This is a genomic window from Myxococcus xanthus (genome assembly GCF_013116825.1).
Classification (GTDB): Bacteria; Myxococcota; Myxococcia; order Myxococcales; family Myxococcaceae; genus Myxococcus; species Myxococcus xanthus_B.
In genome coordinates this window covers 17,445-39,391 of sequence record NZ_JABFNS010000072.1, presented here as the reverse complement: position 1 = coordinate 39,391, position 21,947 = coordinate 17,445, and the positions used below count along the sequence as shown (strand labels likewise).

Annotated in this window: 19 protein-coding genes; 11 read left to right on the top strand and 8 right to left on the bottom strand. The window is 70.2% G+C overall.

Annotated features, from left to right (window positions below):
* The first annotated feature begins 97 nt into the window (after positions 1–97).
* From pnp to purB, 7 genes are all read left to right on the top strand, one after another.
* Positions 98–2,266, top strand: a complete 2,169-nt coding sequence (pnp, locus tag HNV26_RS21370) for a polyribonucleotide nucleotidyltransferase (RefSeq protein ID WP_171439882.1) — start codon at positions 98–100, stop codon at positions 2,264–2,266.
* Positions 2,267–2,429: 163 nt separating this feature from the next.
* Complete coding sequence (locus HNV26_RS21365; RefSeq protein WP_171439883.1) at positions 2,430–3,227, top strand: hypothetical protein; 798 nt, start codon at positions 2,430–2,432, stop codon at positions 3,225–3,227.
* A 6-nt stretch (positions 3,228–3,233) separates the two neighbouring features.
* Complete coding sequence (locus tag HNV26_RS21360; RefSeq protein ID WP_171439948.1) at positions 3,234–4,244, top strand: M23 family metallopeptidase; 1,011 nt, start codon at positions 3,234–3,236, stop codon at positions 4,242–4,244.
* A 68-nt stretch (positions 4,245–4,312) separates the two neighbouring features.
* Positions 4,313–4,768, top strand: a complete 456-nt coding sequence (gene dut, locus HNV26_RS21355; RefSeq protein ID WP_171439884.1) for a dUTP diphosphatase — start codon at positions 4,313–4,315, stop codon at positions 4,766–4,768.
* A 109-nt stretch (positions 4,769–4,877) separates the two neighbouring features.
* Complete coding sequence (locus HNV26_RS21350; protein WP_171439885.1) at positions 4,878–7,403, top strand: bifunctional serine/threonine-protein kinase/formylglycine-generating enzyme family protein; 2,526 nt, start codon at positions 4,878–4,880, stop codon at positions 7,401–7,403.
* Positions 7,400–8,344, top strand: a complete 945-nt coding sequence (locus HNV26_RS21345; protein ID WP_171439886.1) for an ABC transporter substrate-binding protein — start codon at positions 7,400–7,402, stop codon at positions 8,342–8,344. Before HNV26_RS21350 ends, HNV26_RS21345 begins: the two co-directional genes overlap by 4 nt.
* Positions 8,341–9,654 (top strand): adenylosuccinate lyase, encoded by a 1,314-nt coding sequence (purB, locus tag HNV26_RS21340; RefSeq protein WP_171439887.1) that lies wholly within the window; start codon positions 8,341–8,343, stop codon positions 9,652–9,654. Before HNV26_RS21345 ends, purB begins: the two co-directional genes overlap by 4 nt.
* Positions 9,655–9,681: 27 nt before the next feature.
* On the opposite strand, the gene HNV26_RS21335 is transcribed toward purB, so the two are convergent.
* Both HNV26_RS21335 and HNV26_RS21330 read right to left on the bottom strand, forming a co-directional pair.
* Entirely contained in the window at positions 9,682–10,641 is a 960-nt protein-coding gene (locus HNV26_RS21335) for a phosphoribosylaminoimidazolesuccinocarboxamide synthase (protein WP_171439888.1), read from the bottom strand.
* A 71-nt stretch (positions 10,642–10,712) separates the two neighbouring features.
* On the bottom strand, positions 10,713–11,303 hold the full coding sequence (locus HNV26_RS21330) for a hypothetical protein (protein WP_436410052.1): 591 nt from the start codon (positions 11,301–11,303) through the stop codon (positions 10,713–10,715).
* Positions 11,304–11,351: 48 nt separating this feature from the next.
* On the opposite strand from HNV26_RS21330, the gene HNV26_RS21325 reads away from it, so the two are divergent.
* Positions 11,352–12,083, top strand: coding sequence for an RNA methyltransferase (locus HNV26_RS21325; protein ID WP_011552166.1), 732 nt, complete (start codon positions 11,352–11,354; stop codon positions 12,081–12,083).
* A 37-nt stretch (positions 12,084–12,120) separates the two neighbouring features.
* On the opposite strand, the gene HNV26_RS21320 is transcribed toward HNV26_RS21325, so the two are convergent.
* The 3 genes from HNV26_RS21320 to HNV26_RS21310 all read right to left on the bottom strand — a co-directional run bounded on the left by HNV26_RS21320 (position 12,121) and on the right by HNV26_RS21310 (position 14,171).
* On the bottom strand, positions 12,121–12,387 hold the full coding sequence (locus HNV26_RS21320) for a vegetative protein (protein WP_090492024.1): 267 nt from the start codon (positions 12,385–12,387) through the stop codon (positions 12,121–12,123).
* Positions 12,388–12,541: 154 nt separating this feature from the next.
* Complete coding sequence (locus tag HNV26_RS21315; protein ID WP_171439890.1) at positions 12,542–13,801, bottom strand: trypsin-like peptidase domain-containing protein; 1,260 nt, start codon at positions 13,799–13,801, stop codon at positions 12,542–12,544.
* 82 nt (positions 13,802–13,883) lie between these two features.
* On the bottom strand, positions 13,884–14,171 hold the full coding sequence (locus tag HNV26_RS21310) for a hypothetical protein (RefSeq protein WP_171439891.1): 288 nt from the start codon (positions 14,169–14,171) through the stop codon (positions 13,884–13,886).
* A gap of 95 nt (positions 14,172–14,266) precedes the next feature.
* Here HNV26_RS21310 and HNV26_RS21305 point away from each other — a divergent pair, with 95 nt between their 5' ends.
* From HNV26_RS21305 to HNV26_RS21295, 3 genes are read left to right on the top strand one after another with little or no spacing between them, the layout of a single operon-like run.
* Positions 14,267–15,343: a CFI-box-CTERM domain-containing protein gene (locus HNV26_RS21305; protein WP_171439892.1), complete on the top strand. Its 1,077-nt coding sequence runs from the start codon at positions 14,267–14,269 to the stop codon at positions 15,341–15,343.
* A complete protein-coding gene (locus tag HNV26_RS21300; protein ID WP_171439893.1) occupies positions 15,340–15,918 on the top strand; it encodes a TlpA family protein disulfide reductase in 579 nt (192 codons plus the stop codon). The genes HNV26_RS21305 and HNV26_RS21300 overlap by 4 nt, the downstream gene beginning before the upstream one ends.
* A 25-nt stretch (positions 15,919–15,943) precedes the next feature.
* Positions 15,944–16,813, top strand: coding sequence for a tetratricopeptide repeat protein (locus HNV26_RS21295; protein ID WP_171439894.1), 870 nt, complete (start codon positions 15,944–15,946; stop codon positions 16,811–16,813).
* 44 nt (positions 16,814–16,857) lie between these two features.
* On the opposite strand, the gene HNV26_RS21290 is transcribed toward HNV26_RS21295, so the two are convergent.
* The 3 genes from HNV26_RS21290 to HNV26_RS21280 form a co-directional block, all read right to left on the bottom strand.
* The gene (locus tag HNV26_RS21290) at positions 16,858–18,777 is read right to left on the bottom strand and encodes an OmpA family protein (RefSeq protein WP_171439895.1); all 1,920 of its coding nucleotides are present in this window, start codon (positions 18,775–18,777) and stop codon (positions 16,858–16,860) included.
* 79 nt (positions 18,778–18,856) lie between these two features.
* Positions 18,857–20,470: a M16 family metallopeptidase gene (locus HNV26_RS21285; RefSeq protein ID WP_171439949.1), complete on the bottom strand. Its 1,614-nt coding sequence runs from the start codon at positions 20,468–20,470 to the stop codon at positions 18,857–18,859.
* Positions 20,470–21,831: a M16 family metallopeptidase gene (locus tag HNV26_RS21280; protein ID WP_171439896.1), complete on the bottom strand. Its 1,362-nt coding sequence runs from the start codon at positions 21,829–21,831 to the stop codon at positions 20,470–20,472. The genes HNV26_RS21285 and HNV26_RS21280 overlap by 1 nt, the downstream gene beginning before the upstream one ends.
* Between the last annotated feature and the right edge of the window lie 116 nt (positions 21,832–21,947).

Here is a 21,947-nt window from a genome sequence, read left to right as displayed (position 1 = left end):
TCAAACACCCCGAGGGCCCTCCCGGGGTGCCGGGTCCATTTCTCGGACCGGGTGCGCGCGGTGGGGTCTTCGCCCTGAAGGATCCAGAGGCACGGACATGTTGAAGAAGAGCGTCAAGATTGGCGAGAGCGAGCTGAGCATCGAAGTGGGCCGTCTGGCGAAGCAGGCCGACGGTTCCGTGGTGGTCCGCTATGGCGACACCATGCTGCTGGTGACGGCGGTGAGCGCCCGGGAGAAGAAGGACGTCGACTTCCTCCCCCTGACGGTGGAGTACCAGGAGAAGCTGTATTCGGCCGGCCGCATCCCCGGCAGCTACTTCAAGCGCGAGGGCCGCCTCACGGAGAAGGAGACGCTGGCCAGCCGCCTGGTCGACCGCTCCTGCCGCCCGTTGTTCCCGGAAGGCTACGCGTACGAGACGCAGGTCATCGCCAGCGTCATCTCCTCCGACCCGGAGAACGAGGGTGACATCCACGGCATCACCGGCGCCTCCGCGGCGCTGTGGGTGTCGGACATCCCGTTCGACGGCCCCATCGCCGGCATCCGCGTGGGCCGCGTCGGCGGTCAGCTGGTGGCCAACCCCACCGCGAAGCAGCGCGAGCAGAGCGACCTGGACCTGGTCATGGCGGTGAGCCGCAAGGCCATCGTCATGGTGGAAGGTGGCGCGGAGGAGGTCTCCGAGGCCGACATGGTCGCGGCGCTCGACTTCGGCTTCAAGGCGGCGCAGCCCGCGCTGGACCTGCAGGACGAACTGCGGCGCGAGCTGAACAAGCAGGTTCGCTCCTTCGAGAAGCCCGCCGCGGTGGACGAGGGCCTGCGCGCCAAGGTGCGTGAGCTGGCCATGGGCGGCATCAAGGCGGGCTACGGCATCAAGGAGAAGGCCGCGCGTTACGAGGCGCTCGGCAAGACGAAGAAGGAGACGCTCGCCAAGCTCAAGGAGCAGCTGGGCGACGGCTACACCCCCTTGGTGGAGAAGCACGCCAAGTCGGTGGTGGAGGACCTGAAGTACGAGCACATGCGCGAGATGACGGTCAACGGTGGCCGCATCGGCGACCGCGGCCACGACGTGGTCCGTCCGATTACGTGCGAGGTGGGCGTGCTCCCGCGCACCCACGGCAGCGCCGTCTTCACGCGCGGCGAGACGCAGGCGCTCGTGGTCACCACGCTGGGCACCAGCGATGACGAGCAGCGCCTGGAGATGCTGGGCGGCATGGCCTTCAAGCGCTTCATGCTGCACTACAACTTCCCGCCGTTCAGCGTGAACGAGACGAAGCCTTTGCGTGGCCCGGGCCGCCGTGAAGTCGGACACGGGGCGCTGGCGGAGCGCGCGCTGCGCAACATGGTGCCGAAGAGCGAGTCCTTCCCGTACACGGTGCGCCTGGTGTCGGACATCCTGGAGTCCAACGGCTCCTCGTCCATGGCCTCCGTCTGCGGCGGCACGCTGGCGCTGATGGACGCGGGTGTTCCGCTCAAGGCCCCGGTGGCGGGTATCGCCATGGGTCTGGTGAAGGAGGGCGACAAGATTGCCATCCTCTCCGACATCCTCGGTGACGAGGACCACCTGGGCGACATGGACTTCAAGGTGTGCGGCACCTCGAAGGGCATCACGTCCATCCAGATGGACATCAAGATCACCGGCCTCACGACGGAAATCATGAGCCGCGCGCTGGAGCAGGCGCGTCAGGGCCGCCTCCACATCCTGGGCGAGATGCTCAAGACGCTGGCCGAGTCCCGCAAGGAGATCAGCCAGTACGCGCCGCGCATCACCACCATCCAGATTCGTCCCGAGTTCATCAAGAACGTCATCGGGCCGGGCGGCAAGGTCATCAAGGACATCATCGCCCGCACGGGTGCCGCGATTAACATCGAGGACTCGGGCCGCGTGGACATCGCCAGCGCGAACGGCGAGGCCGTGAAGGCCGCCATCGCGATGATTCAGGCGCTGACCCGCGAGGCGGAGATCGGGAAGATCTACACGGGGACGGTGCGCAAGATCGCCGAGTTCGGCGCCTTCGTGGAGCTGTTCCCGGGCACCGACGGCCTCATCCACATCTCCGAGCTGTCCGACAAGCGCGTCAAGAGCGTCTCCGACGTGCTGAACGAGGGCGACGAGGTGTTGGTGAAGGTCGTCAGCATCGACAAGACGGGCAAGATTCGCCTGTCGCGCAAGGAGGCCATGGCGGAGCGCGCCGCGCAGCAGGGCGCCGCCGCCGGTGAGGCCGCCGCGCAGCCGGCGCCCGCGCCCACGCAGCCTGACGCCAAGGCTTGATTCACGCCCGAAAGCCCGGGCTCCTTCACTGAGAGCCCGGCGCTCATGACGCCCCTTTCCGCCACCGCGCGGGAGGGGGTGTTTTCGTTTCGGGCCGGGGTGGCTTAGACACTTCCGGGCGGGCCGTGCGTTGAGGTGCGAGCCCCATCCGCACGGAGGCTGTTTGCCACCTCGACCACCGCCTGCGTCGTCGTCCACGCCCTTCCTGGCGGACGTCTCCCGTTTCCTGGGGGCCTTCCGCTGGGCGTTCATGCCGCTGGGGCTGGTCGCGCTGGTGGCGGTGGGGGTGCACTCGGCGGCGGACACGCTGGATGAACGGCTGCTGGCGCTGGTGGACCGGGTGGACGCGGGCTTCGACGCGCTCGTGGGCCGCTACGCGTTGACGGCGCCCCTGGTGGAGTGGGTGTCGCTGGAGCAGCGCACCCGGATTGCGCGCTTCCTCGCGCTCGCGTGGGAGCTGGCTGCGGACGTGGTGTTGGCGCTGCCCGCGCTGGGCTACCGGGAGTCCGCCGCACCGGTTCCGGCGGAGGCATGGCGCAGGGTGCTGGAGCCCCAGAAGGCCGCGCGTCCGACGTGGCGTCAGCTGTGGTCGCGGTGCCTGCGCAAGCCCACGCCCATGCGGTGGCTGCGGCCTCTGGCGACGGCGGCCGTGGTGCTGGCGGGCGCGTGCGCGGTGGCCAGGCTCATCCAGGGCTCGGTGTACCTCTCCTGGCGTGAACTCTTCGGGGATGGTGCCGCGGACGTGGCGGCGCGGGCACTGGCGGTGGCCTCGCTGGTGGGTGTCCTGGTTTCGCTCGGGTGGCGCGCGGTGCTGCGCAACCTGCAACACGCGGACGCGGTGTGTGAGGACGCCGGAGGCAGAGCGGCCTTGCGGCGCGGACTGCTGGGCTGCGCGGTCGTGGTGCCGCTGGCCGTGGCGGCGGTGGTGGATGCGACGCCCGTGCTGTCCTTCTTCCGGTAGGTGCCCATGTTCCCGCGCCAGGCGAAAGGACTGCTGGACTTCTGCATGGCGACGCTGTGCTTGTGGGCGGCGTACCACCACACGCCCGCGGGCGCGCTGGTGCGCAATGCCACGGCATGGGCCACGGGGACGCGCAGCAGCGCGCGGCCCTTGCTCGCGTACTATGACGGCGTCAGTGGCACCTCGCTGTCACCGCCATGGGGGGCTCCCGACGTGCCTCTGTCCCGGGCCCTCACGGACGCGGAGGCCCTGGCCTGGGGAACCCACCTGGCGCTCAAGGGCGCCCAGGTGCGAGCCCGCCAGCCCGCGCTGGAGTTGGCCGCGGAGCTGGGTGTCCCCGCCCCGTCGCTGTTGGATCCGCAGACGGGCCCGGCGGCCGCGCGCAGCCTGCACACCGCGCTGTCCAAGGACTTTCCAGGGGAGGAGGCCCGGCTCATGGCGCTCTTCGCGGGTCGCGTCCCGGCGCGCTACGCGCTGGAGCGCGTGGAGGCGGAGGGTGGGGCGCCCACGCTGGAGCGCCTGTCGGGTCAGCTCCCGCCGGGCTTCGAGGATGCGTCGGTGGGCGCCGCGCAGGCCCTGGCGCTGGCCACCGCCTTCGGGCTCGCGTGGCCCGTTCATGAGAGCGCGCGTGTCACGAGCCCCTTCGGCGAGCGCTTTCACCCGGTGCTGGGGCGCCGGAAGATGCACACCGGTGTGGACCTGGGCGTACCAGTGGGGACGCCCGTGGTGGCGGTGGCGGATGGCGTCGTCCGGCGTGCCAGCGAGGACGCCGTGAATGGCCGCGTGCTCGTGGTGGACCACGGGCGGGGCGTCACGACGGCGTACTGTCACAACTCGGAGCTGCTGGTGAAGGTTGGACAGCGGGTGAGCCGGGGAGAACGGGTGGCGCACTCGGGCAACACGGGGCGCTCCACCGGTCCCCACCTGCACTACCAGTTGGAGCTGGCGGCGCGGCCCATGGACCCGCTGAAGTTCCGCACCGCCTTGCGGCCCGTGGCGAAGGACCCCACACCCTGAGGGGCCGACGCGCGAGGTTGTCACGCCGCCGTGGCACGAAGCGGCGGTAGCTGTGTTAGTCCCAGCGCATGTCTTCCCCCCTCACGGTGAAGGTGCGCCGCGTGCGCACCCATGCGGAGCCCCTGCCACTTCCCCGCTACGAAACGGCGCAGGCCGCGGGCCTGGACCTGCGCGCGGACATCGACGGGGAGCGGGTGCTGGGGCCCCTGGAGCGGCTGGCGGTGCCCACCGGGCTCGCGCTCGCGCTACCCCCTGGGTACGAAGGGCAGGTGCGTCCGCGCTCGGGCCTGGCGCTGCGGCATGGCGTCACGCTCCTCAACTCGCCGGGGACGGTGGACGCGGACTACCGGGGGGAGGTGCAGGTCATCCTCATCAACCTCTCCCATGAGCCCTTCACCCTGCGCCGGGGCGACCGCGTGGCCCAACTGGTGGTGGCCGCCGTGCCGCAGGTCTCCCTCCAGGAGGTGGAGCTCTTGGAGGAAACCTCCCGGGGTGGAAATGGCTTCGGGTCCACGGGACGCTAGTTGCTGACTTCCTCGCTCGGCGTTCCTTGATGACAGGGGAGCGTGCAGAATAAGAGGCTGGGCCTTCCCCCGAGGTGGCCCCCCGACTGCCTCCTGGAGTACGCCAGCTTTGCTCTGCTACCGCTGCGGCAGCCTCGTTCCTGCCTCCCAAGACACCTGCCCCACCTGTGGGCTGAAGCACGATGCCTCGGCGCGTCCCCCCGCCGGGGCGCCTCGCCGGCGCGGCGCGGACGGCGCACCCTACAAGCCAGGGGACGTCGTCGCCGGCCGCTACGCCATCCGGGACGTGGTGGGCTCCGGGCCCATGGGCTTCGTCTTCCGAGCCCAGGACGAGGAGATTGACGTCGAAGTGGCGCTCAAGGCGGTGCACCCGCGCCTGGTGCAGCAGCCCGAGGAGCGCATGCAGTTCGCGCTGTCCATGCGCGTGGCCAAGAAGCTCAATCATCCGAACCTCCTGCGCGTGTACGAGGAGGGCGTGGACGGGGACCGGCCCTTCATCACCATGCAGTTGCTGGAGGGCATGACGCTGCGCCGGATGATGGAGCAGCGCACCGCGCGGGGGCAGCTCTTCTCGCTGAAGGAAGTGGAGCCGCTGCTGGCGCAGATGGCGGCGGCCCTGGACGCGGCGCACCGCTTCGGACCGCACTCCGACGTCAAGCCGGAGAACGTCATCGTCCTGCCAGACCTGCTCAAGGTGACGGACTACGGCCTGGGCCTGGCCGTGCCGCACCTGCCCTTCGTGCAGGCGCAGAAGGGGCAGCGCGCGGACGTCTACATCGCGCCGGAGTACGTGGGCGGGGGTGAGCTGGACACGCGCATGGACGTGTACTCGCTCGCGGCCATCGTGGGGGAGATGCTCACCGGGCTCGTGCCCGAGGACGGCGTCATCCCCGGTCTGACGATGCACCACCCGGACCTGCCGACCTCCATCGAGGCCCTGTACCGGCGCGCGCTCAACTTCAACCCGCTGGCCCGTCCGAAGACGGCGGGCGAGTTCCTCACCGAGTTCTCGAACATCCTGGCGCGCACGCCGGCAGCGGTGGTGGCGCGCGCGCGGAGCCTCCCGGCGCCTCCGGGCTCGTCGGCCGCGAACACCGCGAGGCAGGCGGCGAGGCCACCGCCCCCGGTGCCCACGGGCATGCTCCCGGCCGTGAAGGAGGAGGACCTGCCTCCGCCGCCCGGTGTCGCCGCGCCCAAGCCGCCCGCGCCCATTCCGGACCTGCCGCCGCCGGTGGATGCCACGCAGCCGCTGGACGCGGCGTCGCTGGCCGCCATCATGGGACGGGGCAAGCCCGTGGCCTCGCCCGCGCCGCAGCACCTCACGGAGCAGGCGCTGCCCTTCATCGCGCCGCCCGTCGTCGCCGCGAAGGCGGCTCCCCCGGCACAGGGCACTGCTTCGCGGCCCGCGTCGTCTTCGCCCGTACCCGCTCGCGCCGCGCCAGCGCGGAAGGATTCCGAGGACACCAGTGAGCGTGGCGCCGCGTCCGAGGCCGCGCTGAGCCGCTCCACGGCGCCCACGCAGGTGGATGCCCCCGCGGTGACGGATGGCCGCTCCGCTGCGATGACCCTGGACGAGGCGCCAGCGGTGCCCGCGGGCCGCCCCGCCGCGCCCACGCTGGACGCCGCGCCCGCGGTAGGCCGTTCCCGGTCGCGTGCTCGCGACGGCGCGCAGGACGAGGCGTCGTCTCGTTCGCGGGAAGGCGGCGCAGAGGACACCGGCAGCCGTGCTCGCGGCCGTGCCTCCGAGGACTCAGGTGTTCGCACCCGCCGCCGGGGTTCGGAGGCGCCTGACTCGGGCGCTCGTTCCGGCGCGAAGCGGAGCGAACCGTCGGAAGTCTCCAGTCCTCGCGCCGCGCCTCGCGGAGCGGTGCTCACCAGGTCCGCCACGCGCGCGGCGAAGCCCCAGCGTTCCATGTTGAGGTTGGTGTTGCTCGTCCTCGGCTGCCTGGCGTTGGGCGCGGGCGGGGGCTTCCTGGCCATCAAGGCGCTGCAGAAATCCAGAGGGCAGGGGACAGCGCCTGTTGCCGGGCCCGGTGGTGCGGCGGCGCTGGCGGCGCCCGTGGGCGGCTGTCCCGCGGGCATGCGGCTGGTGAGTGGCGGAGCCTTCAAGATGGGCCGGAGCGACGACGACGCACTGGCCAGCCCGGACGAGCGCCCCGTCGCGAGCATCCAGGTGTCTTCGTTCTGCGTGGATGAGTACGAATTCCCCAACCGGGCTGGCGCGATGCCGAAGGTGGCCGTGGCCTGGGAAGAGGCGCGGGGAGCGTGCGAGCGCGAGGGCAAGCGGCTCTGCACGGAAGAGGAATGGGAGAAGGCGTGCAAGGGCCCCGGCAACTCGCGGTTCCCCTTCGGCGAGGAGCAGGCCGTGGGCGCGTGCAACACCGCGGCGAGCCCGGGTGGACTGGCGGCCTCCGGGCGCTTCGAGCGCTGCAAGTCGGGCTACGCGGTGATGGACCTGGCGGGCAACGCGGCGGAGTGGACGGCCACCCGCGTCGGCGCCCAGGCCTACGCGCTGAAGGGCGGCGCCTTCGACCAGCCGGACCCGGCGTCACGTTGCTCGGCGCGGAGCAACGGCGTGCCCACCGTGCGCTCGAACGCGGTGGGCTTCCGCTGCTGCGCGAGCGTGCGGCAATGAAGGGCTGCGTCGCCGCGCTCCTCGTCGCGCTGCTGCCGGCGGCGGTCGTGGCGCAGCAGCCAGCCCGTCCCCGCGTGGTGGCGGTGAAGTCCGCCCACCTGGCGCCGTATGCCTCCGTCATCGCCGGCTTCGCGGCGGAGGCCCGGGCCGAGGTGCAGGAGGTCATGCTGGACGAAAGCGCGGGCGCGGCCGCGCGGCTCTTCAAGAAGCTGGCGGAGCAGAAGCCCGCGCTGGTGCTGGCCCTGGGGCCCCTGGCCGCCAACGCCGCACGGCGCTCGCTGGGCGAGGACGTTCCCGTCCTCTTCGCCATGGTGCCCTACTACGAGAAGTACGGCCTGGATGGCGCCAACGTCACCGGCATCTCCCTCACCAGCGACATGGGGCCGGAGCTGGAGGCGTTGAAGGCCGTGTCGCCGAAGGTGAAGCGCGTGGGCATCCTGCATGACCCGCGGTTCTCCGCGGGGACGGTGACGCAGGCCCGCGCGGCGGCGGCCTCGAGAGGCATGTCCATCCTCCCGCTGGAGTTGGAGGCGGGGGGCCGGGCGGAGAAGGCGTTGGACGGCGCGGTGGGCAAGGTGGACGCGCTGCTGATGGTGGCGGACAAGACGGTGGGCAACGCGGCGGTCGTCCAGGCGCTCATCGCCTTCGCGGCGGCGCACCGGGTGCCGTTGGCCGCGCTAACGCCCAGCCAGGTGAAGGAAGGGGCCACGTTGGCGCTCTCGCCCAGTCCCACGGCCATCGGCCAGCAGGCCGGGCGGCTGGCCAACCGCATCATCCACGAGAAGGTGAATCCAGGAGCGCTGGCGGTGGTTCAGCCTGAGGGGTTGGACTTGTCTCTCAATCTCACCGCCGCCAGGAAGTTGGGTCCGTCCTCCGACGCCGTGCTGGAACTCCTCCGGCTCGCGGCGCGGCGGGACTTTGCCGTGAAGGTCTACGAGTGATTCCGCGATACAGCCGTCAGGAGATGTCCTCCCTCTGGTCCGACGAGGCCCGTTACAGCCGTTGGCGCGACGTGGAGCTCGCCGCCCTGGAGGGCATGGTGGAGGCCGGGCTGGCGCCCCGCGAGGCGCTGCAGGATTGTCTGGCTCGCGCCGGAGACTTCACGCCCGAGGATGCGGCGAAAATCGAGGAGATTGAGCGCACCACCAAGCACGACGTCATCGCGTTCCTCACCTTCATGGAAGAGCGGGTGGGGCCCAGCGCGCGCTGGCTGCACCTGGGCATGACGTCGTCGGACGTCCTGGACACGTCGCTGGCGCTCACCTTGCGTGACGCGGTGGACCTCATCCTGAAGGATGTGGACCGCGTCATGGCCGCGGTGGAGAAGCGCGCCTTCGAGCACAAGCACACGCTGCAGATGGGCCGCAGCCACGGCATCCACGCGGAGCCCATCACCTTCGGCCACAAGCTGGCCATCTGGTACGACGAGCTGCGCCGTGCCCGGACGCGCCTGGAGCACGCGCGGGACGTCATCGCCGTGGGGAAGATCTCCGGCGCGGTGGGCACCTTCGCGCACCTGCCGCCCGCGGTGGAGGAGCACGTCTGCCGCAAGCTGGGCCTCAAGCCCGCGCCGGCCTCCAGCCAGGTGGTGCAGCGAGACAGGCACGCGGAGTTCTTCACCGCGCTGGCGCTGCTGGGCTCGAGCATCGAGAAGTTCGCCGTGGAGATTCGCCACCTCCAGCGCACCGAGGTGCGTGAGGCGGAGGAGCCCTTCACCGCGGGACAGAAGGGCTCCAGCGCCATGCCGCACAAGCGCAACCCGATTCTGTCGGAGAACCTCACCGGCCTGGCGCGCCTGCTGCGCGGCTACGCGGTGAGCGCCATGGAGGACGTGGCGCTGTGGCATGAGCGGGACATCTCCCACTCCTCGGTGGAGCGCGTCATCGGCCCGGACGCCACCATCCTCGCGGACTTCATGCTCATCCGCTTCGCGCGGCTGATGGAGGACCTGCGCGTCTACCCGGAGCAGATGAAGAAGAACCTGGAGCTGCTGGGCGGCGTGGTGAACTCGCAGCGCCTCCTGCTGGAGCTGGCGCGCAAGGGCATGGACCGGCAGGCCGCGTACGTCATCGTCCAGCGCAACGCGATGAAGCTGTACGAGGAAGGACTCGACTTCCGGCAGGCCCTGCTCGCGGACGAGGACCTGCGGAAGATGATGACGCCCGAGGAGATTTCCGACTGCTTCTCCCCGGGCTACCACACGCGCCACATGGACGACGTCTTCCAGCGCGTGTTCGGCCGGAGCGCGTAGGCACTCCGTGCCGATGATGGAGGAGGGCTACTTCAGGTAGCCCTTCTCGCGCAGGTTGCGCTCGATGCGGGTCTTCACGTCACCTGGCTCCAGCGTCAGCGTGGTGCCGGTGATGTGCTCGTACGCCGCCACGTACTTGGCGGCCAGGTCCACGCGCACGTCGTCAGGGATGGGCGGCGGCGTGCCCTGGCCCGAGAAGTTCCGCTCGCGGATGAGCCACTGGCGGATGTTCTCCTTGTCCAGCATGCGCTGGTCCTCGCCCTTCGCGAAGCGCGCCTCGTACTCGTCGGCCACCCAGTAGCGGCTGGAGTCCGGGGTGTGCATCTCGTCGATGACGTAGAGCGTGTCGCCCACCTTGCCGAACTCGTACTTGGTATCCACGAGGATGAGGCCGCGCGAGCGCGCCCACTTCTGCCCTTCGGCGAAGAGGCCCAGCGCTGCCTCGGAGATGCGCGCCCAGTCACGCGGCGTGGCCAGCCCCCGCGCCAGAAGCTCCTTCTCGGAGATGGGCTCGTCGTGCAGGCCGTACTCCGCCTTGGTGGACGGGGTGATGAGGGGGGCGGGGAAGGCCTCGTCCTTGCGCAGGCCGTCCGGGAAGGGCAGGCCGTAGGCGGTGTGCGTGCCCTTCTGGTAGTCGCGCCAGAGGCTGCCGGTGAGGTAGCCGCGCACCACCACTTCCACGGCGAAGGGCTGACAGGCACGCGCCACGGTGACGTTGGCGTCGGGCACGTCCAGCACGTGATTGGGGACGATGTGCTTCGTGCGCTCGAACCAGAACGCGGCCAGCCGGTTGAGCACCTCGCCCTTGAAGGGGATGGTGGTGAGGATGTGGTCGAACGCGGACAGCCGGTCCGTCGTCACCAGGATGAGCCGGTCATCCTGCCGGTACGTCTCGCGAACCTTGCCACGGTAGTGCTGGCCGAGCGCGGGCAGGTCCGTCTGATGGAGGGTGAGGGGAAGCTGCGCGTGAAGTGCGGAGGTATTCACTGTCGCCTCGCGGCCCCTCTCTCTCGCGGGAAGGGCGAGAGGAAACGGGGCCTGACTTGAGGCGCGCGACTCTACTGGAGCGAAGCGGGCAGGGAAGAAGGACCGAACGCTGCTGCCAGGTAGAGGAAAGCTGGGTTGATGCGCAGGATTCCGTCCACGTAAGCGACCGCGTAAGGCGCGCCCGACGCCCGGTCCACCTGGACCGCGCTGTTCGGCGCGATGCCCCAGTGGGCGAGCAGCGTGCGGGCCACCAACTCGGCGGCTTCGCGCTCGGAGAGGCCCTGAAGGCCCTCGCGACGGTCATCCGGCCAACGCTCTCCGCCGGACTCGAACACCAGCTCCAGTGGCGCACCCGCGTCGGGCGCCTGGAACAGGTCCATCTTCGGATCAAAGCCCGGCGCGGCGAGCAGCTCGCCCTGATGGCTGACCGGGAAGAGGACCAGGGCCTGGGCTGCCTGCCCGGCCTCGACGACGGACTGCCGGGCCACCTCGCGGAAGAGCTCCAGTCGCGTCGAGGGCGCCTCGAACTCAAGGAACTCCGGTGGGTTGGTGAGGGCCTGCCGCGCGCTCATCGTGGCACGGACAGGGGCACCCGCCTCACCACACGCGGTGAGGACCGTCACGAGAGAGAGGAGCAACCCAGGGAGCCAGCGACGCATCAACCGGGAATATACCGATCTGCTTCGGGATCAACCAGCTAAACTCAGCGCATGCGGCCAGGGGAGCAGCTTACCGTTGTCCTTCATCAGACGCGTTCAACCGACAACCTCGGCGCCGTGGCCAGAATCATGGCCAACTTCGGCTACTCACGGCTGATTTTGTCCGAGCCGGTGCTGAAGTCGATCGAGGGCGCGGAGCGTCTCGCGGTCAAGAGTGACTTCGTCCTGCGGGGCATGGAGGTGACGTCCGACCTGGGCGAAGCGCTGAAGGACTGCGTGTACGCGGTGGGCACGACTTCTCGTACCCAGCTCAAGGGACGCACCGTGCTGACGCCGGAGGAGGCCATGCAGCGGCTGGCGGAGGAGAGCGTGCGCGGGCGCGTGGCGCTCGTCTTCGGCGGCGAGCAGCGGGGCATGTCCGACGAGGACCTGGCGCGGTGCACGGACGTGCTCGCGATTCCCACGTCGGCGGTGCAGCCGTCCATGAACCTGGCGCAGTCGTCAGCGGTGCTGCTGTACCTCTGTCACCGTCAGGGGCTGACGCCCACGGCCGCGGTGGAGGAGGCGCCGGGCGCGAAGCTGGGCACGCTGGGGGCGCTGGCGAAGCGGATGCGGGACGTCATGCTGCGCGCGGAGTTCCTCAACCCGCAGGCGCCGCAGCATGTGCTGAACGAACTGGAGCAGACGTTGATGCGTGCGCGGCTGACCCAGCGCGAGGCGGAGCTGTGGCTCACGGCCTTCAAGCACCTGGAGCGCGCGGTGACGCGGGGCGCCTCTACCTGAGGAAGAGGCCGCCCCGGCGCCGACGGCGAGTCGCGGTCTACGCCGCGTCCTTCTTGAAGGCCTCGCCGTGGTGCTTCTCGCACAGGCCGCCCTTGAACGTCTTCACGCGGCAATCCGGCTTGGAGCAGGTGCGGTAACGGCTGTGCGGCAGGTCGCCCTGGCGCCACTGCTTGTAGTGGAAGTAGCAGTAGTTCTTGGCGCGGTACGGGCGCTTGCAGCCCTCCACGGTGCACGCCTTCTTGCCATTGCTCTTGGCGAAACGCGGCCAACTGGTGCGCTTCTGGGTCGTCTGGGCCTCGGCCATTGCGAAACTCTCCTGCGAAACGATGCGAAGTCGCGGCGCCACACCGAGGTGGACCCGCCGCAAGGGTACGGAAAAAGGCGCACTGTCTAGCGCCCATGACCCCCGAACGCAAGGAGCCCGGGAAACCAGGGTCCAGCACGGCCCAGTCCGGACTTCAGGGCGCGGGGGCGTCTTGTCCAGAACCCCCCGTCCCAGGGGCTGCTTCCCCGGAGGGCGGAGTCGCCCGGCGGCCCTTCGAGCGAGGCACCGGGGACAGCAGGTCGTCCACCACCGGCTGAGGGGGCCCCGCGTGCCGTCCGGGCGCGGTGCTGGCCACGGTGGGAGGGGGCGTCTCCTCGGAGGGCATCTCGTCCAGCTTCAGGGTCAGCTTCATCGGGCGCCCCAGCCGGTGGACCTGGAACTTCACGTCGCGGCCCACACCCCGGGCGGCCACCTGCCAGCGCAGCGCATGCGCCCGGCGCACACGTCGCTGGTCCACGCGGACGATGACGTCGCCCACCTGCAGGCCCGCGCGCTCGGCCGGGCCGCCTTCGACGATGTCCGTCACCACCACCCCGCGGCCGCGCCGCAGGTTGAAGGCCTCGGCCACCTCCGGAGAGAAGTCCTGCACGCTCATGCCCAGCCATCCGCGGCGCACGCGGCCGTGGGACTTGAGGTGCGGAATCACCGTCTTCGCGATGTCGATGGGGATGGCGAAGCCGATGCCCTGGCCCGCGACGTTGACCGCGTTGGCCACCGCCACCACGTCACCGTGCAGGTCCAACACCGGCCCGCCGGAGTTGCCCGGGTTGATGGAGGCGTCCATCTGCATGTAGTCGAAGTCGCCTTCGCGCCCGTTGGGCGTCACGTCCGTGCGGCCCATGTAGCTGACCACGCCCACCGTCACCGAGTGGGCCAGCCCGAAAGGGTTGCCGATGACGACAATCCAGTCCGCCGAGCGCACGTGCGACGCGGAGGCCAGTTTCAGCACGGGCAGCTTGCGGGGCGCGGCGATTTTCAGCAGCGCGCAGTCGGTGCGGGCGTCCTCGCCCACCACGATGGCCTCGAACTCCTCCACATAGCCGCGCGGGTGCAGGACGGAGACGATGACCTCCGCCGCGCCCTCCACCACGTGCGCGCTGGTGAGGATGTAGCCGTCCGGATGGATGATGAAGCCGGAGCCGATGCCCTTCTGCGCTTCTTCTCCAGCGGCGACGGCCTGCACGTCGGCGGCCTGCTGCGTGGTGATGGACACCACGGCGGGCATGGCGCGCCGGGCGATGTCGCTCAGCGTGGAGCGTTGCTTCTGGAGGGCGCGGTTCTGTGACTCCACCCACAGCCGGTTTCGCTCGCGGCCGGTGGCTTGCGCTGGCAGCACCAGCGCGCACACCAGCGCGGCGAACAGGATGACACTCTTGCCTCGCGCCCTGCCCATGGCCCCGCCTCCACCCCGACCAGCCGCCTCCCGCGCAAACTAAGGAGGAGGGGAGGCCAGGGGAAGCGGGCCCGGAGGCGAACTACTTCTTCTGCGCGATGATGCGGTTCACCGCTTCACGGTCCTCGGCGCTGATGCGCTCACGAGGCGACGAATCCTTGTTTCCGGCGACGGCGTCCTTGGCGTCCTCGTACGCGTCCTCCAGCCCGTCCTTGAGCCGATCAACCGTGGAAGAGCCCACCGAGCGGCTCCACGCTCGCTCCATGTGGTTCAAGGGCGTGCGGCCATCCACCTTGCCCGAAGCCAGGAAGACGCCGAGCCCCACCGCACAGCACGTCCAGATGATGAACTTCAATGCGTTCACGCTCACAGCCTCCTACCTCTTCGTACACCAAAGGGGAGGGCGTGGCCAGTTTCCGACCGCCGCGGTGTCCAATGCGCTGACAGCGCGGGGTGGGGCCTTTAATGTCCGCGCGCTTGCAACCCGAAGAACTCTTTCAGGCGGCCCGTGAGCGGGCGGCGCAGTTGGACGTAGGGCGTGGCGACGCGGCGGTGGAGCGGGTGCGCGCGGCGGCCTCAGCCCTCTTCGTTCGTATCCCCGAACCGCCGGTGTACCGCCGCGCGGAGGACCCTTCCCGCAAGGCGGCTCAGGCCCTGCTCCCCGAAGTCGAGCGGGTGCTGGCGGAGGCGCTGGCCGCCGGGCGGGATGTCTCGGCGGTGGCCCCGCTGGAGAAGCTGGTGGCCGCGCTGCTGGCCCACGGCGAGGCGCTCTGCCACACCGCGGCCGGACGTCTGGAGGCCGCGGAGACGGCCTGGCGCCGGGCGCAGGAGCTGGAGCGCGCCGCGCACCCGACGCGCCACCTGGTGACGTCGCCGCCGCGTCCACCGCCGGTGTTCGACAAGGGCTCGCGTGTGTCGCGCTATGACCCGCGGCCCGCGCCTCAGGCGAGCGTGAAGCTGGTGTGCCCGAACATGGGCTGCAAGCGGGTGGGGGACTACGCGTTCCTCACCAGCCACGCCTACAACCGCTTCATCTGTCCGGTCTGCCGCACGCCCTTCCTGGCGTACTTCGGCGAGCTGCGCGGACTGGAGGTGGAGGTCGGCCGCAGCTCCAAGCGGTACTTCTTCACGGTGGACGAGGTCGGCACCACGGGCAGCACGCGCATCGAGTTCGAGGAGGCCAGCGGTCAGGAGTTCCCCTCCGCGCGGCGCGACTTGCTGGCGTTCGTCTACACGGAGGCGCGCGAGCTGAAGGCGGTGGTGAACCTCACCAACCAGCGGCTCATGTGGGTGAGCCCGGCGTCCTCGTGCTTCGTGGCCACGGTGGCGTTCGGCGAGGGCGCGCCGGAGCTCGTGGCCTTCCGCGCCTACCGCGACGACGTGCTGCGGAAGAGCGCGCCGGGGCGGGTGTTCATCCGGGGCTACTATCGGTGGGGCCCTGACGTGGCGGCGTGGGTGGCGAGGCGCCCGGCGGCGCGTGAGGGTGTGCGGTGGGTGCTGCGGCGGGTGCATTGCCGCCTGACCAGGAGTGGATTCGAGTGACGGATAGCATCGGAGCTCCGCCTCCGGCCCCGAAGAAGGTGGGCGGCGGAACGAAGCTGGTACTGGGACTGCTGGGGGCGCTCGGCGTGGGCGGCGTGGTGTTCCTGGGCGTTCTGGAAGCGCAACGAGCCCGGCTGGTGCCGGATGGGACGACCGCGCCGAGCATGGAGATGGCGCGCCATGGTGGCGGCACGATGAAGCTGGAGGACCTGAAGGGCCAGGTGGTGATGCTGGACTTCTGGGCCACCTGGTGCCCGCCGTGCCGTGAGGAGATGCCGGCGCTGGTGAAGCTGGCCAAGGAGTACGAGCCGCAGGGGCTCGTCTTCGTGGCGGCCAGCCGGGATGACGGCGACCGCGCGCCCAAGCTGGTGGAGGACTTCATGCGCAACCACCTGCCGGAACTGGCGCCGTACGTGGTGTACGCGGACGACGACGTGGCGCGGGCCTTCCAGGTCAGCGCGCTGCCGACGCTCTACTTCCTGGACCGCGACGGCAAGGTGACGGACGCGCAGCGCGGCGCGCTGTCCGAGGACGGCATCCGCCGCCGCATCGAGCGCGCGCTGAAGCAGCCCTGACGCCTGAATACAGGGGGGATTTCACATGTCCTGGTTCCTGACGCTGTCCCTGCTCGCGGCCACGCCGGAAGGTGCCGCCGCGAAGAAGGCGGAGGATGCTGAGGCGCTGCGTCTGCGCGCCACGAAGCTCTACCGGGCGAAGAAGCTCGGCGAGGCCTGCCCCTTGTTCGAGCGCGCCGCGAAGCTCGCGCCGGAGCACGGCCCCACGCTGGCGGACCTGGGGCTGTGTCTCCAGAAGCAGGGCCGGAAAGAGCAGGCACTGGCCGTCTACCTGCGCGCGCTCAAGGCGAGCGGCGCGGACGCCAAGACGCGCGCCAACGTCTACTTCAACCTCGCCGCGTTCCATGACGTGACGCCTGAAGCCCTGACGCTGGAGTACCAGCCTACGCCCAGGGGCCACTACATGGCCATCCGCGGCGCCGGGCCGTGCGCGGACCTGCCCTCCTCGGAGCCGAGCTGCGGCACCGCGCTGCAGGCGTGCCTCAGCGAATGGGTGGCGCCCCTCGAGGCCGTCTACGCGGATACACCGCCGATGTTCTACACGGAGACGGGCTTCAACATGCACGTCAACGGGGCCGGAGCGCGGGAGGACGCGTCCGCCCCCATGCGGCGTGGAGAGGCAGGGTACTGCCCCAACGCGCCTTCGCCGGCGGATGGGGGCTCCCCGGTGGAGCGGCACTGCCTCTACTGGGAGAGCAACGAGTTGCTCGACGAGTGCCACTACAAGGAACACGTCTGCGAGGCGCAGCGGGAGCCGTGGCTGAAGAACGCTGGCAGCTGCAAGTTCGTCTACGTGAATCCTTGCGAGGGCCGCGTCGCCGTCGCGTGTACAGGCGCCCGCTTCTCGCCCAAGCAGGTCTGGGTCGGCGAGGTGTGGGTGGCGCCCGTCCGCTGAGTGGGGCGGGCGCCTCACGGGCGCTCCGCCCCTGCTCGCGTGGGCTACTGCTTGCCGTCCTTGCCCGGGGCCGCGTTGGCCGGCGTCGTCCCCGGCGGTGGCGGCTGACCCGCCGGCACCACGGTCTCCTTCTTCTCCGTCTCCGCCTCGGCGCGCACGAGCCGGAAGTCGACGCGCCGGTTCTTCGCGCGGCCCAGCGCCGTGTCGTTGGTGGCAATCGGGTTGTCGAAGCCGAAGCCCTTGGAGCTGAGGCGCTTGCGCGCGATGCCCTTGGCCACCAGGTACTCGAGCACGGACTTCGCGCGGCGGTCGGACAGGCCCATGTTGAGGGCGCGCGAGCCGCGATTGTCGGTGTGGCCTTCGATGAGGACCGGACCCAGCGTCGGGTTCTTCCGCAGCACCGTCGCCACCTCATCCAGCAGCGGGTACGACTGCTTCTGGATGACGGCGGAGCCCGTCTCGAAGAGCACGTTGCCCTTGATGCGGATGCGGTCGGACTCGACGACGACATACGGCGGCGAGTCGTACGGGCAGCCGTTGTTCTCCGGCGGACCGAACTGCTCGGGGCAGTCGTCCTCGTTGTCGGGCACCTCGTCGCCGTCGGTGTCCGGGCAGCCGTCGTAGTCCTTCGGGCCGGGCTTGTCCGGGCACTTGTCGAGCTTATCGGGGATGCCGTCGCCGTCCGCGTCGTTCTCATCCTCCGGGCAGCCCTTGTTGGACTTGGGGCCCGGCTTGTCGACGCAGGCGTCCTCGCCGTCGACGACGCCGTCGCCGTCCGTGTCGTAGTTCGGGTCCGGGCAGCCCTTGGTGTGCTTGGGGCCCTTCTCGTTGGCGCAGCCGTCCTCGCCGTCGGGGATGCCGTCACCGTCGTTGTCCGGGTCGGGGCAGCCGTCGCCGTCCTGGAAGCCGTCGATGTCCTCGGGCTCGTTGGGGCAGCGGTCGCGGATGTCGGGCACGCCGTCGCCGTCCGAGTCGATGAACGTCTCGTCGTAGCGCACCGCGAACATCACCCGCAGGGCCTCGCGGCCGTAGCCGCTGGACAGGTTGATGCCGCGGCCGACGTTGAGCTCCATGCCCCAGTTGCCCCAGACCTTGGCGCGGGCGCCCACCAGCGCCTCCCACGGCGTCTTGAGCGTGTCGGCCTGGTCGAAGTTGAAGGGGCGCACCAGCGGGGTGCCCAGGTGCATTTCCGCCACGGCCTCCACGTCCGTGAAGCGGCCCATGTTGGGCAGCTCCGCGATGGCGCCCGCCCCCAGCGTCAGCTCGTCATCCACGAGCAGGTTGAGGTACTGCGCGTGGGGCCGCAGCCGCACGCCCACGTTGCCGAGCACGCGGATGGGCACGGGGAGGGCGGTGAACCGCTGCTCCAGCGCGATGCGAGGCGCCCAGAGCACGCCGCGCTCGCCGGTGAAGCTGGAGGCGCTGCCGGTGGGCAGCCGGACCTCGGCGACGAGCGACACGCCCACTGGGAACGTCTCGCGGTCCAGCAGGTGGACGCGCGGCAGCAGGCGGATGTCGCCCAGCGTGGTGCGGCCCACGCCCGCGGCGCCCGGGAAGTTGGGAGCGTTCAGCGCGTCGCGCAGCAACTGGAAGTTGTCACCCTGGAGCAGCGTGACGGGCAGGTCCACCGCCAACTCCAAGCGCTCATGGAGCTGATAGGCGAACAGCAGGTGCGCATCGAGCCGGTAGGGCAAGAGGTCGCCCAGCTTCTCGTCGCCCAGCTTCAGGGCGAGGATGCGCCAGTTGAAGTCGAACAAGAGCGCCGCGCGGAAGCTCCCAGCGGGCAGCGCGTTGCTCGTGCCTTCCAGCGCGATGCCGCTGTGCTGAGCCGCGGTGGCCTTGACGGGAACGGCGTCGAATCCGCGGGCGAACGGGTCGTGGTCGGCGTGCGCAGCCACCGAGGCCAGAAGCAGGCCCAGGACGGCGAGTCGGGTGGCTGAACCACGCAAGCTGAAGCCTCGCATGTCTCAGGCTCATAGCACCCGACTCCGGAGGGTGGAAGGAAATGACCCACCCCCCGGCACTGCTGATTACAGCCGTGTGTTATTTCTCCATGAACTGCTGCGCGGGGATGACCTGGATGGCCTCCGGGCGCAGGGGCAGCTTGGACGAGGAGATGCGCTGGTCCTGCGTCAGCAGCTCCTCCGGCTTGGGGGACGCGTAGGTGATGGGCGACGGCGCACCGGAGCGCAGCATCTGGGCGAGCCCCTCCGCGTCCTCGGTGACGAAGGCGAAGTTGAGGGCCTCGGGCTGCACGCGGCGGCGGAGCGCCTCCTGGACGGACTGCGGCGTCATCTTCGACATGGCCTGGCGGTACTGCTCCAGGAAGTCGGGCGTGCCGTAGAAGAGCCCGTCAATGGCGTAGCCCAGCCGGCGCTGGTCCGTCTGTTCCCACAGGCGGGTGTAGCCCTGGAGGAAGCCGCGCATCAGCTCGAAGCGCTCCTGGGGGATGCCCTCCTTCACCATCTGGTCCAGGAAGAACACCGCGCCGCGTGTGGCGAACACGCCGTTGATGGGCACCACGGGCCGAATCCACAGGGACATGTCCTGCTGCGTGCGCGCGATGTTGGTGCGGTTGTACGTGGTGCCGGGTGACTCGATGAAGTGCTCGGCGTAGGCGTAGTCGCCGTAGTTGAGGCCGCGCTTCTCGCGAAGCTCGGTGAAGAGCACGCCAATGGACTGGCGGTGTTCGCCCAGGTTGGACATGGCGAAGGCCACCGGGAAGAAGTCCGGGTCGCCGCGGCGGATGGTGCTGACGAAGCCCATGCTGACGGCGGTGGAGAGCGTGGGCTTCTGGATGATGACGGTGCGGCCGGCCGTCGTCGGCACGGCGGGCAGCTCCACGCGCGGAGCGCCCTTCGCGGGCAGCGCGGACAGGCGCGCGCTGAGCGCCTGCGCCAGCGCGTCATCCACCGCGCCCGCCAGGCCGATGACGAGCCGGTCCTGCGTGAAGACGCGCTGGGCGTGGGCCTTCACGTCGTCCAGCGTAATCGCCTTCAACCCCTGCACGGTGCCGCCCGTGAAGTGCGCGTAGGGGTGGCCCTGGTAGAGCAGGGCGTCCAGCGCGACCTTGCCCAGCGCCTCGTCATTGGCGCTGCGCAGGCCGTTCTCCACGTCGCTGATGGCGTTGGCGCGCAGGCGCTCCAACTCGGCGGCGTCCAGGCGCGGGGCCAGGAGCACGTCGGTGAAGATGTCCTGGAAGCGCGTCAGGAAGTCCTTGTGGACGCGGCCGGACAACGTCGTGAACTCCTTGTCCACGAAGACGTCCAGCTCCGCGGCCATGGGGTACAGGGCTTCGAGCAGTTGCGAGGCGGTGAGCTTCTGCGTGCCGCCCTCCGCCATGAGCTGCGCGGTGAGGGCGGTGAGGCCCTCCTTGCCCTTCGGGTCGTCCACGGAGCCGGTGTGGAACACGAGCCGGAAGGAGACGATGGGCGAGTCCGGACGCGCCAGGACGACCTGCTCCATGGGCTTGGGCTGGCGCAGCGGCGTCGCGGGCACGGCCTCCGGGCGCGCGGGCCGCGGAGCGGGCTCGGGCGCCGCCGCCTGGGCGGGCACCGCGGGCGGCGGCGCATTCTCGTCGGGAGGCGGCTTTGGCGTGGTGGCGCAGCCGGCGAGCCCCAGCAGGGCGGTGAGGGACATGAGCGCTCGGGTCTTCATCACTTCGTCCCTCCCTGGGCGTCCGTCTTGGGGGTGAGGCTGAGCAGGATGAGCTTGTTGGCGGTGAGGTAGCGCTTGGTGAAGTCGGAGAGCTGCGCGGGCGTCACCTTGGGCAGGCTCTGCAGGTGGCGCTGGAAGCCGTCCGGCGAGCCCGTGACGCCGGCGTACCAGCCGAGCTGGATGCCCACGTCGCGAGGTGTCTCCAGGGCCATGAGCGCGCCGTAGCGGGCGTGGTCCTGGATGGCCTTGAGGCGCGCGGCGTCCACGCGGCCAGCGGCGAGCCGGCTGACCTCCTGGAGCAGCGTCTTGCGGACGGTGTCGCGGTGGCGCTCGTCCTTGAGGGTGGCGGTGAGGGTGAAGAGGTGCGGGTCGCGGTGCTCGGAGTAGTCGCTGCCAATGGACTCCACGAGCTGCTTGTCCAGGACCAGCGTCTTGTAGGCGGGGCTGGTGGGGCCGGCGAGGTAGTCCACGAGGAGCGTCTGGATGGCGGCGTCGGCCGGGCTGGTGCCGGCGCCAGGCGTGCGCCACGCAATCACCTGCCGGGGCTGCGTGGGCTGAGGCCAGTCGATGTGGGCGGTGCGAGGGCCCTTCTGGGGCGGCTCGGCGGGGACGGAAACGTGGGCGGCCTTGCGGTCCCAGGGGCCGTAGTGCTGGCGCACGAGCTCCATGACCTTGGCGTCGTCGAAGTCGCCGATGATGAAGAGCAGGGTGTTGTCGGGCGTGTACCAGCGCTCGAAGAAGGTGCGGCTGTAGTCATAGGCCTGGGGCATCGCCTGGATGTCCTTGTAGAAGCCCATGGTGGTGTGTTGGTACGTGTGGCGGGTGAAGGCCGCGGCGTTGAGCTCCTCCTCCATCTTGAGGAAGGGGGCGGCGGCGTTCTTGTGGTACTCGCCGAGCACGGCGAGCGCCTCCGTCTGGAAGGACGGCTGGCTGTACTCCAGGTTCCGGAAGCGGTCCGCCTCGATTTCGATGAGCTGGGGCAGGCCGGCGGTGGGGCCGTAGGAGTAGTAGAGGGTGATGTCGTCGGTGGTGAAGGCGTTGTCGTCGTAGCCGAAGTTCCCGAGGATGCGCTCGCGCTCGCCCTCCGGGTGCGTCTTCGTGCCCTTGAACATCATGTGCTCGAAGAAGTGGGCGAAGCCGGTGCGGCCGGGCTCCACCTCGTTGCGCGAGCCCACGCGGACCACGGTGACGTAGGCGATGATGCCGCGCGACGGGTAGGGCACGCGGACCACGGTGAGGCCATTGGGCAGGGTGTCCGTGTGGAGGGTGTACGGGAACGCGTCCGACGCCGGGGTGGGCGCGGCGGCGGCCGGCAGGGCGATGCCCAGCAGGAGCAGAAGGAGGGGGAGCAGTCGTCTCATTCAGGTGCCTCGTGGCCGGGGCGGAAGAAGCGGGACCCGGCGGGTAGGCGACCCTACGACGGCTGGCTCGGTGGGGGAGGGGCTTGTGCGCGGAGTGTCTGCGGCCGTGCGCCCAG

Bases quoted from the DNA above. Each gene is read 5' to 3' on its own strand.
- pnp (WP_171439882.1), top strand. From the start codon at position 98: ATGTTGAAGAAGAGCGTCAAGATTGGCGAGAGCGAGCTGAGCATCGAA.
- HNV26_RS21360 (WP_171439948.1), top strand. From the start codon at position 3,234: ATGTTCCCGCGCCAGGCGAAAGGACTGCTGGACTTCTGCATGGCGACG.
- dut (WP_171439884.1), top strand. From the start codon at position 4,313: ATGTCTTCCCCCCTCACGGTGAAGGTGCGCCGCGTGCGCACCCATGCG.
- HNV26_RS21345 (WP_171439886.1), top strand. From the start codon at position 7,400: ATGAAGGGCTGCGTCGCCGCGCTCCTCGTCGCGCTGCTGCCGGCGGCG.
- HNV26_RS21325 (WP_011552166.1), top strand. From the start codon at position 11,352: ATGCGGCCAGGGGAGCAGCTTACCGTTGTCCTTCATCAGACGCGTTCA.
- HNV26_RS21320 (WP_090492024.1), bottom strand. From the start codon at position 12,387: ATGGCCGAGGCCCAGACGACCCAGAAGCGCACCAGTTGGCCGCGTTTC.
- HNV26_RS21315 (WP_171439890.1), bottom strand. From the start codon at position 13,801: ATGGGCAGGGCGCGAGGCAAGAGTGTCATCCTGTTCGCCGCGCTGGTG.
- HNV26_RS21305 (WP_171439892.1), top strand. From the start codon at position 14,267: ATGTCCGCGCGCTTGCAACCCGAAGAACTCTTTCAGGCGGCCCGTGAG.
- HNV26_RS21295 (WP_171439894.1), top strand. From the start codon at position 15,944: ATGTCCTGGTTCCTGACGCTGTCCCTGCTCGCGGCCACGCCGGAAGGT.
- HNV26_RS21290 (WP_171439895.1), bottom strand. From the start codon at position 18,777: ATGCGAGGCTTCAGCTTGCGTGGTTCAGCCACCCGACTCGCCGTCCTG.
- HNV26_RS21285 (WP_171439949.1), bottom strand. From the start codon at position 20,470: ATGAAGACCCGAGCGCTCATGTCCCTCACCGCCCTGCTGGGGCTCGCC.
- HNV26_RS21280 (WP_171439896.1), bottom strand. From the start codon at position 21,831: ATGAGACGACTGCTCCCCCTCCTTCTGCTCCTGCTGGGCATCGCCCTG.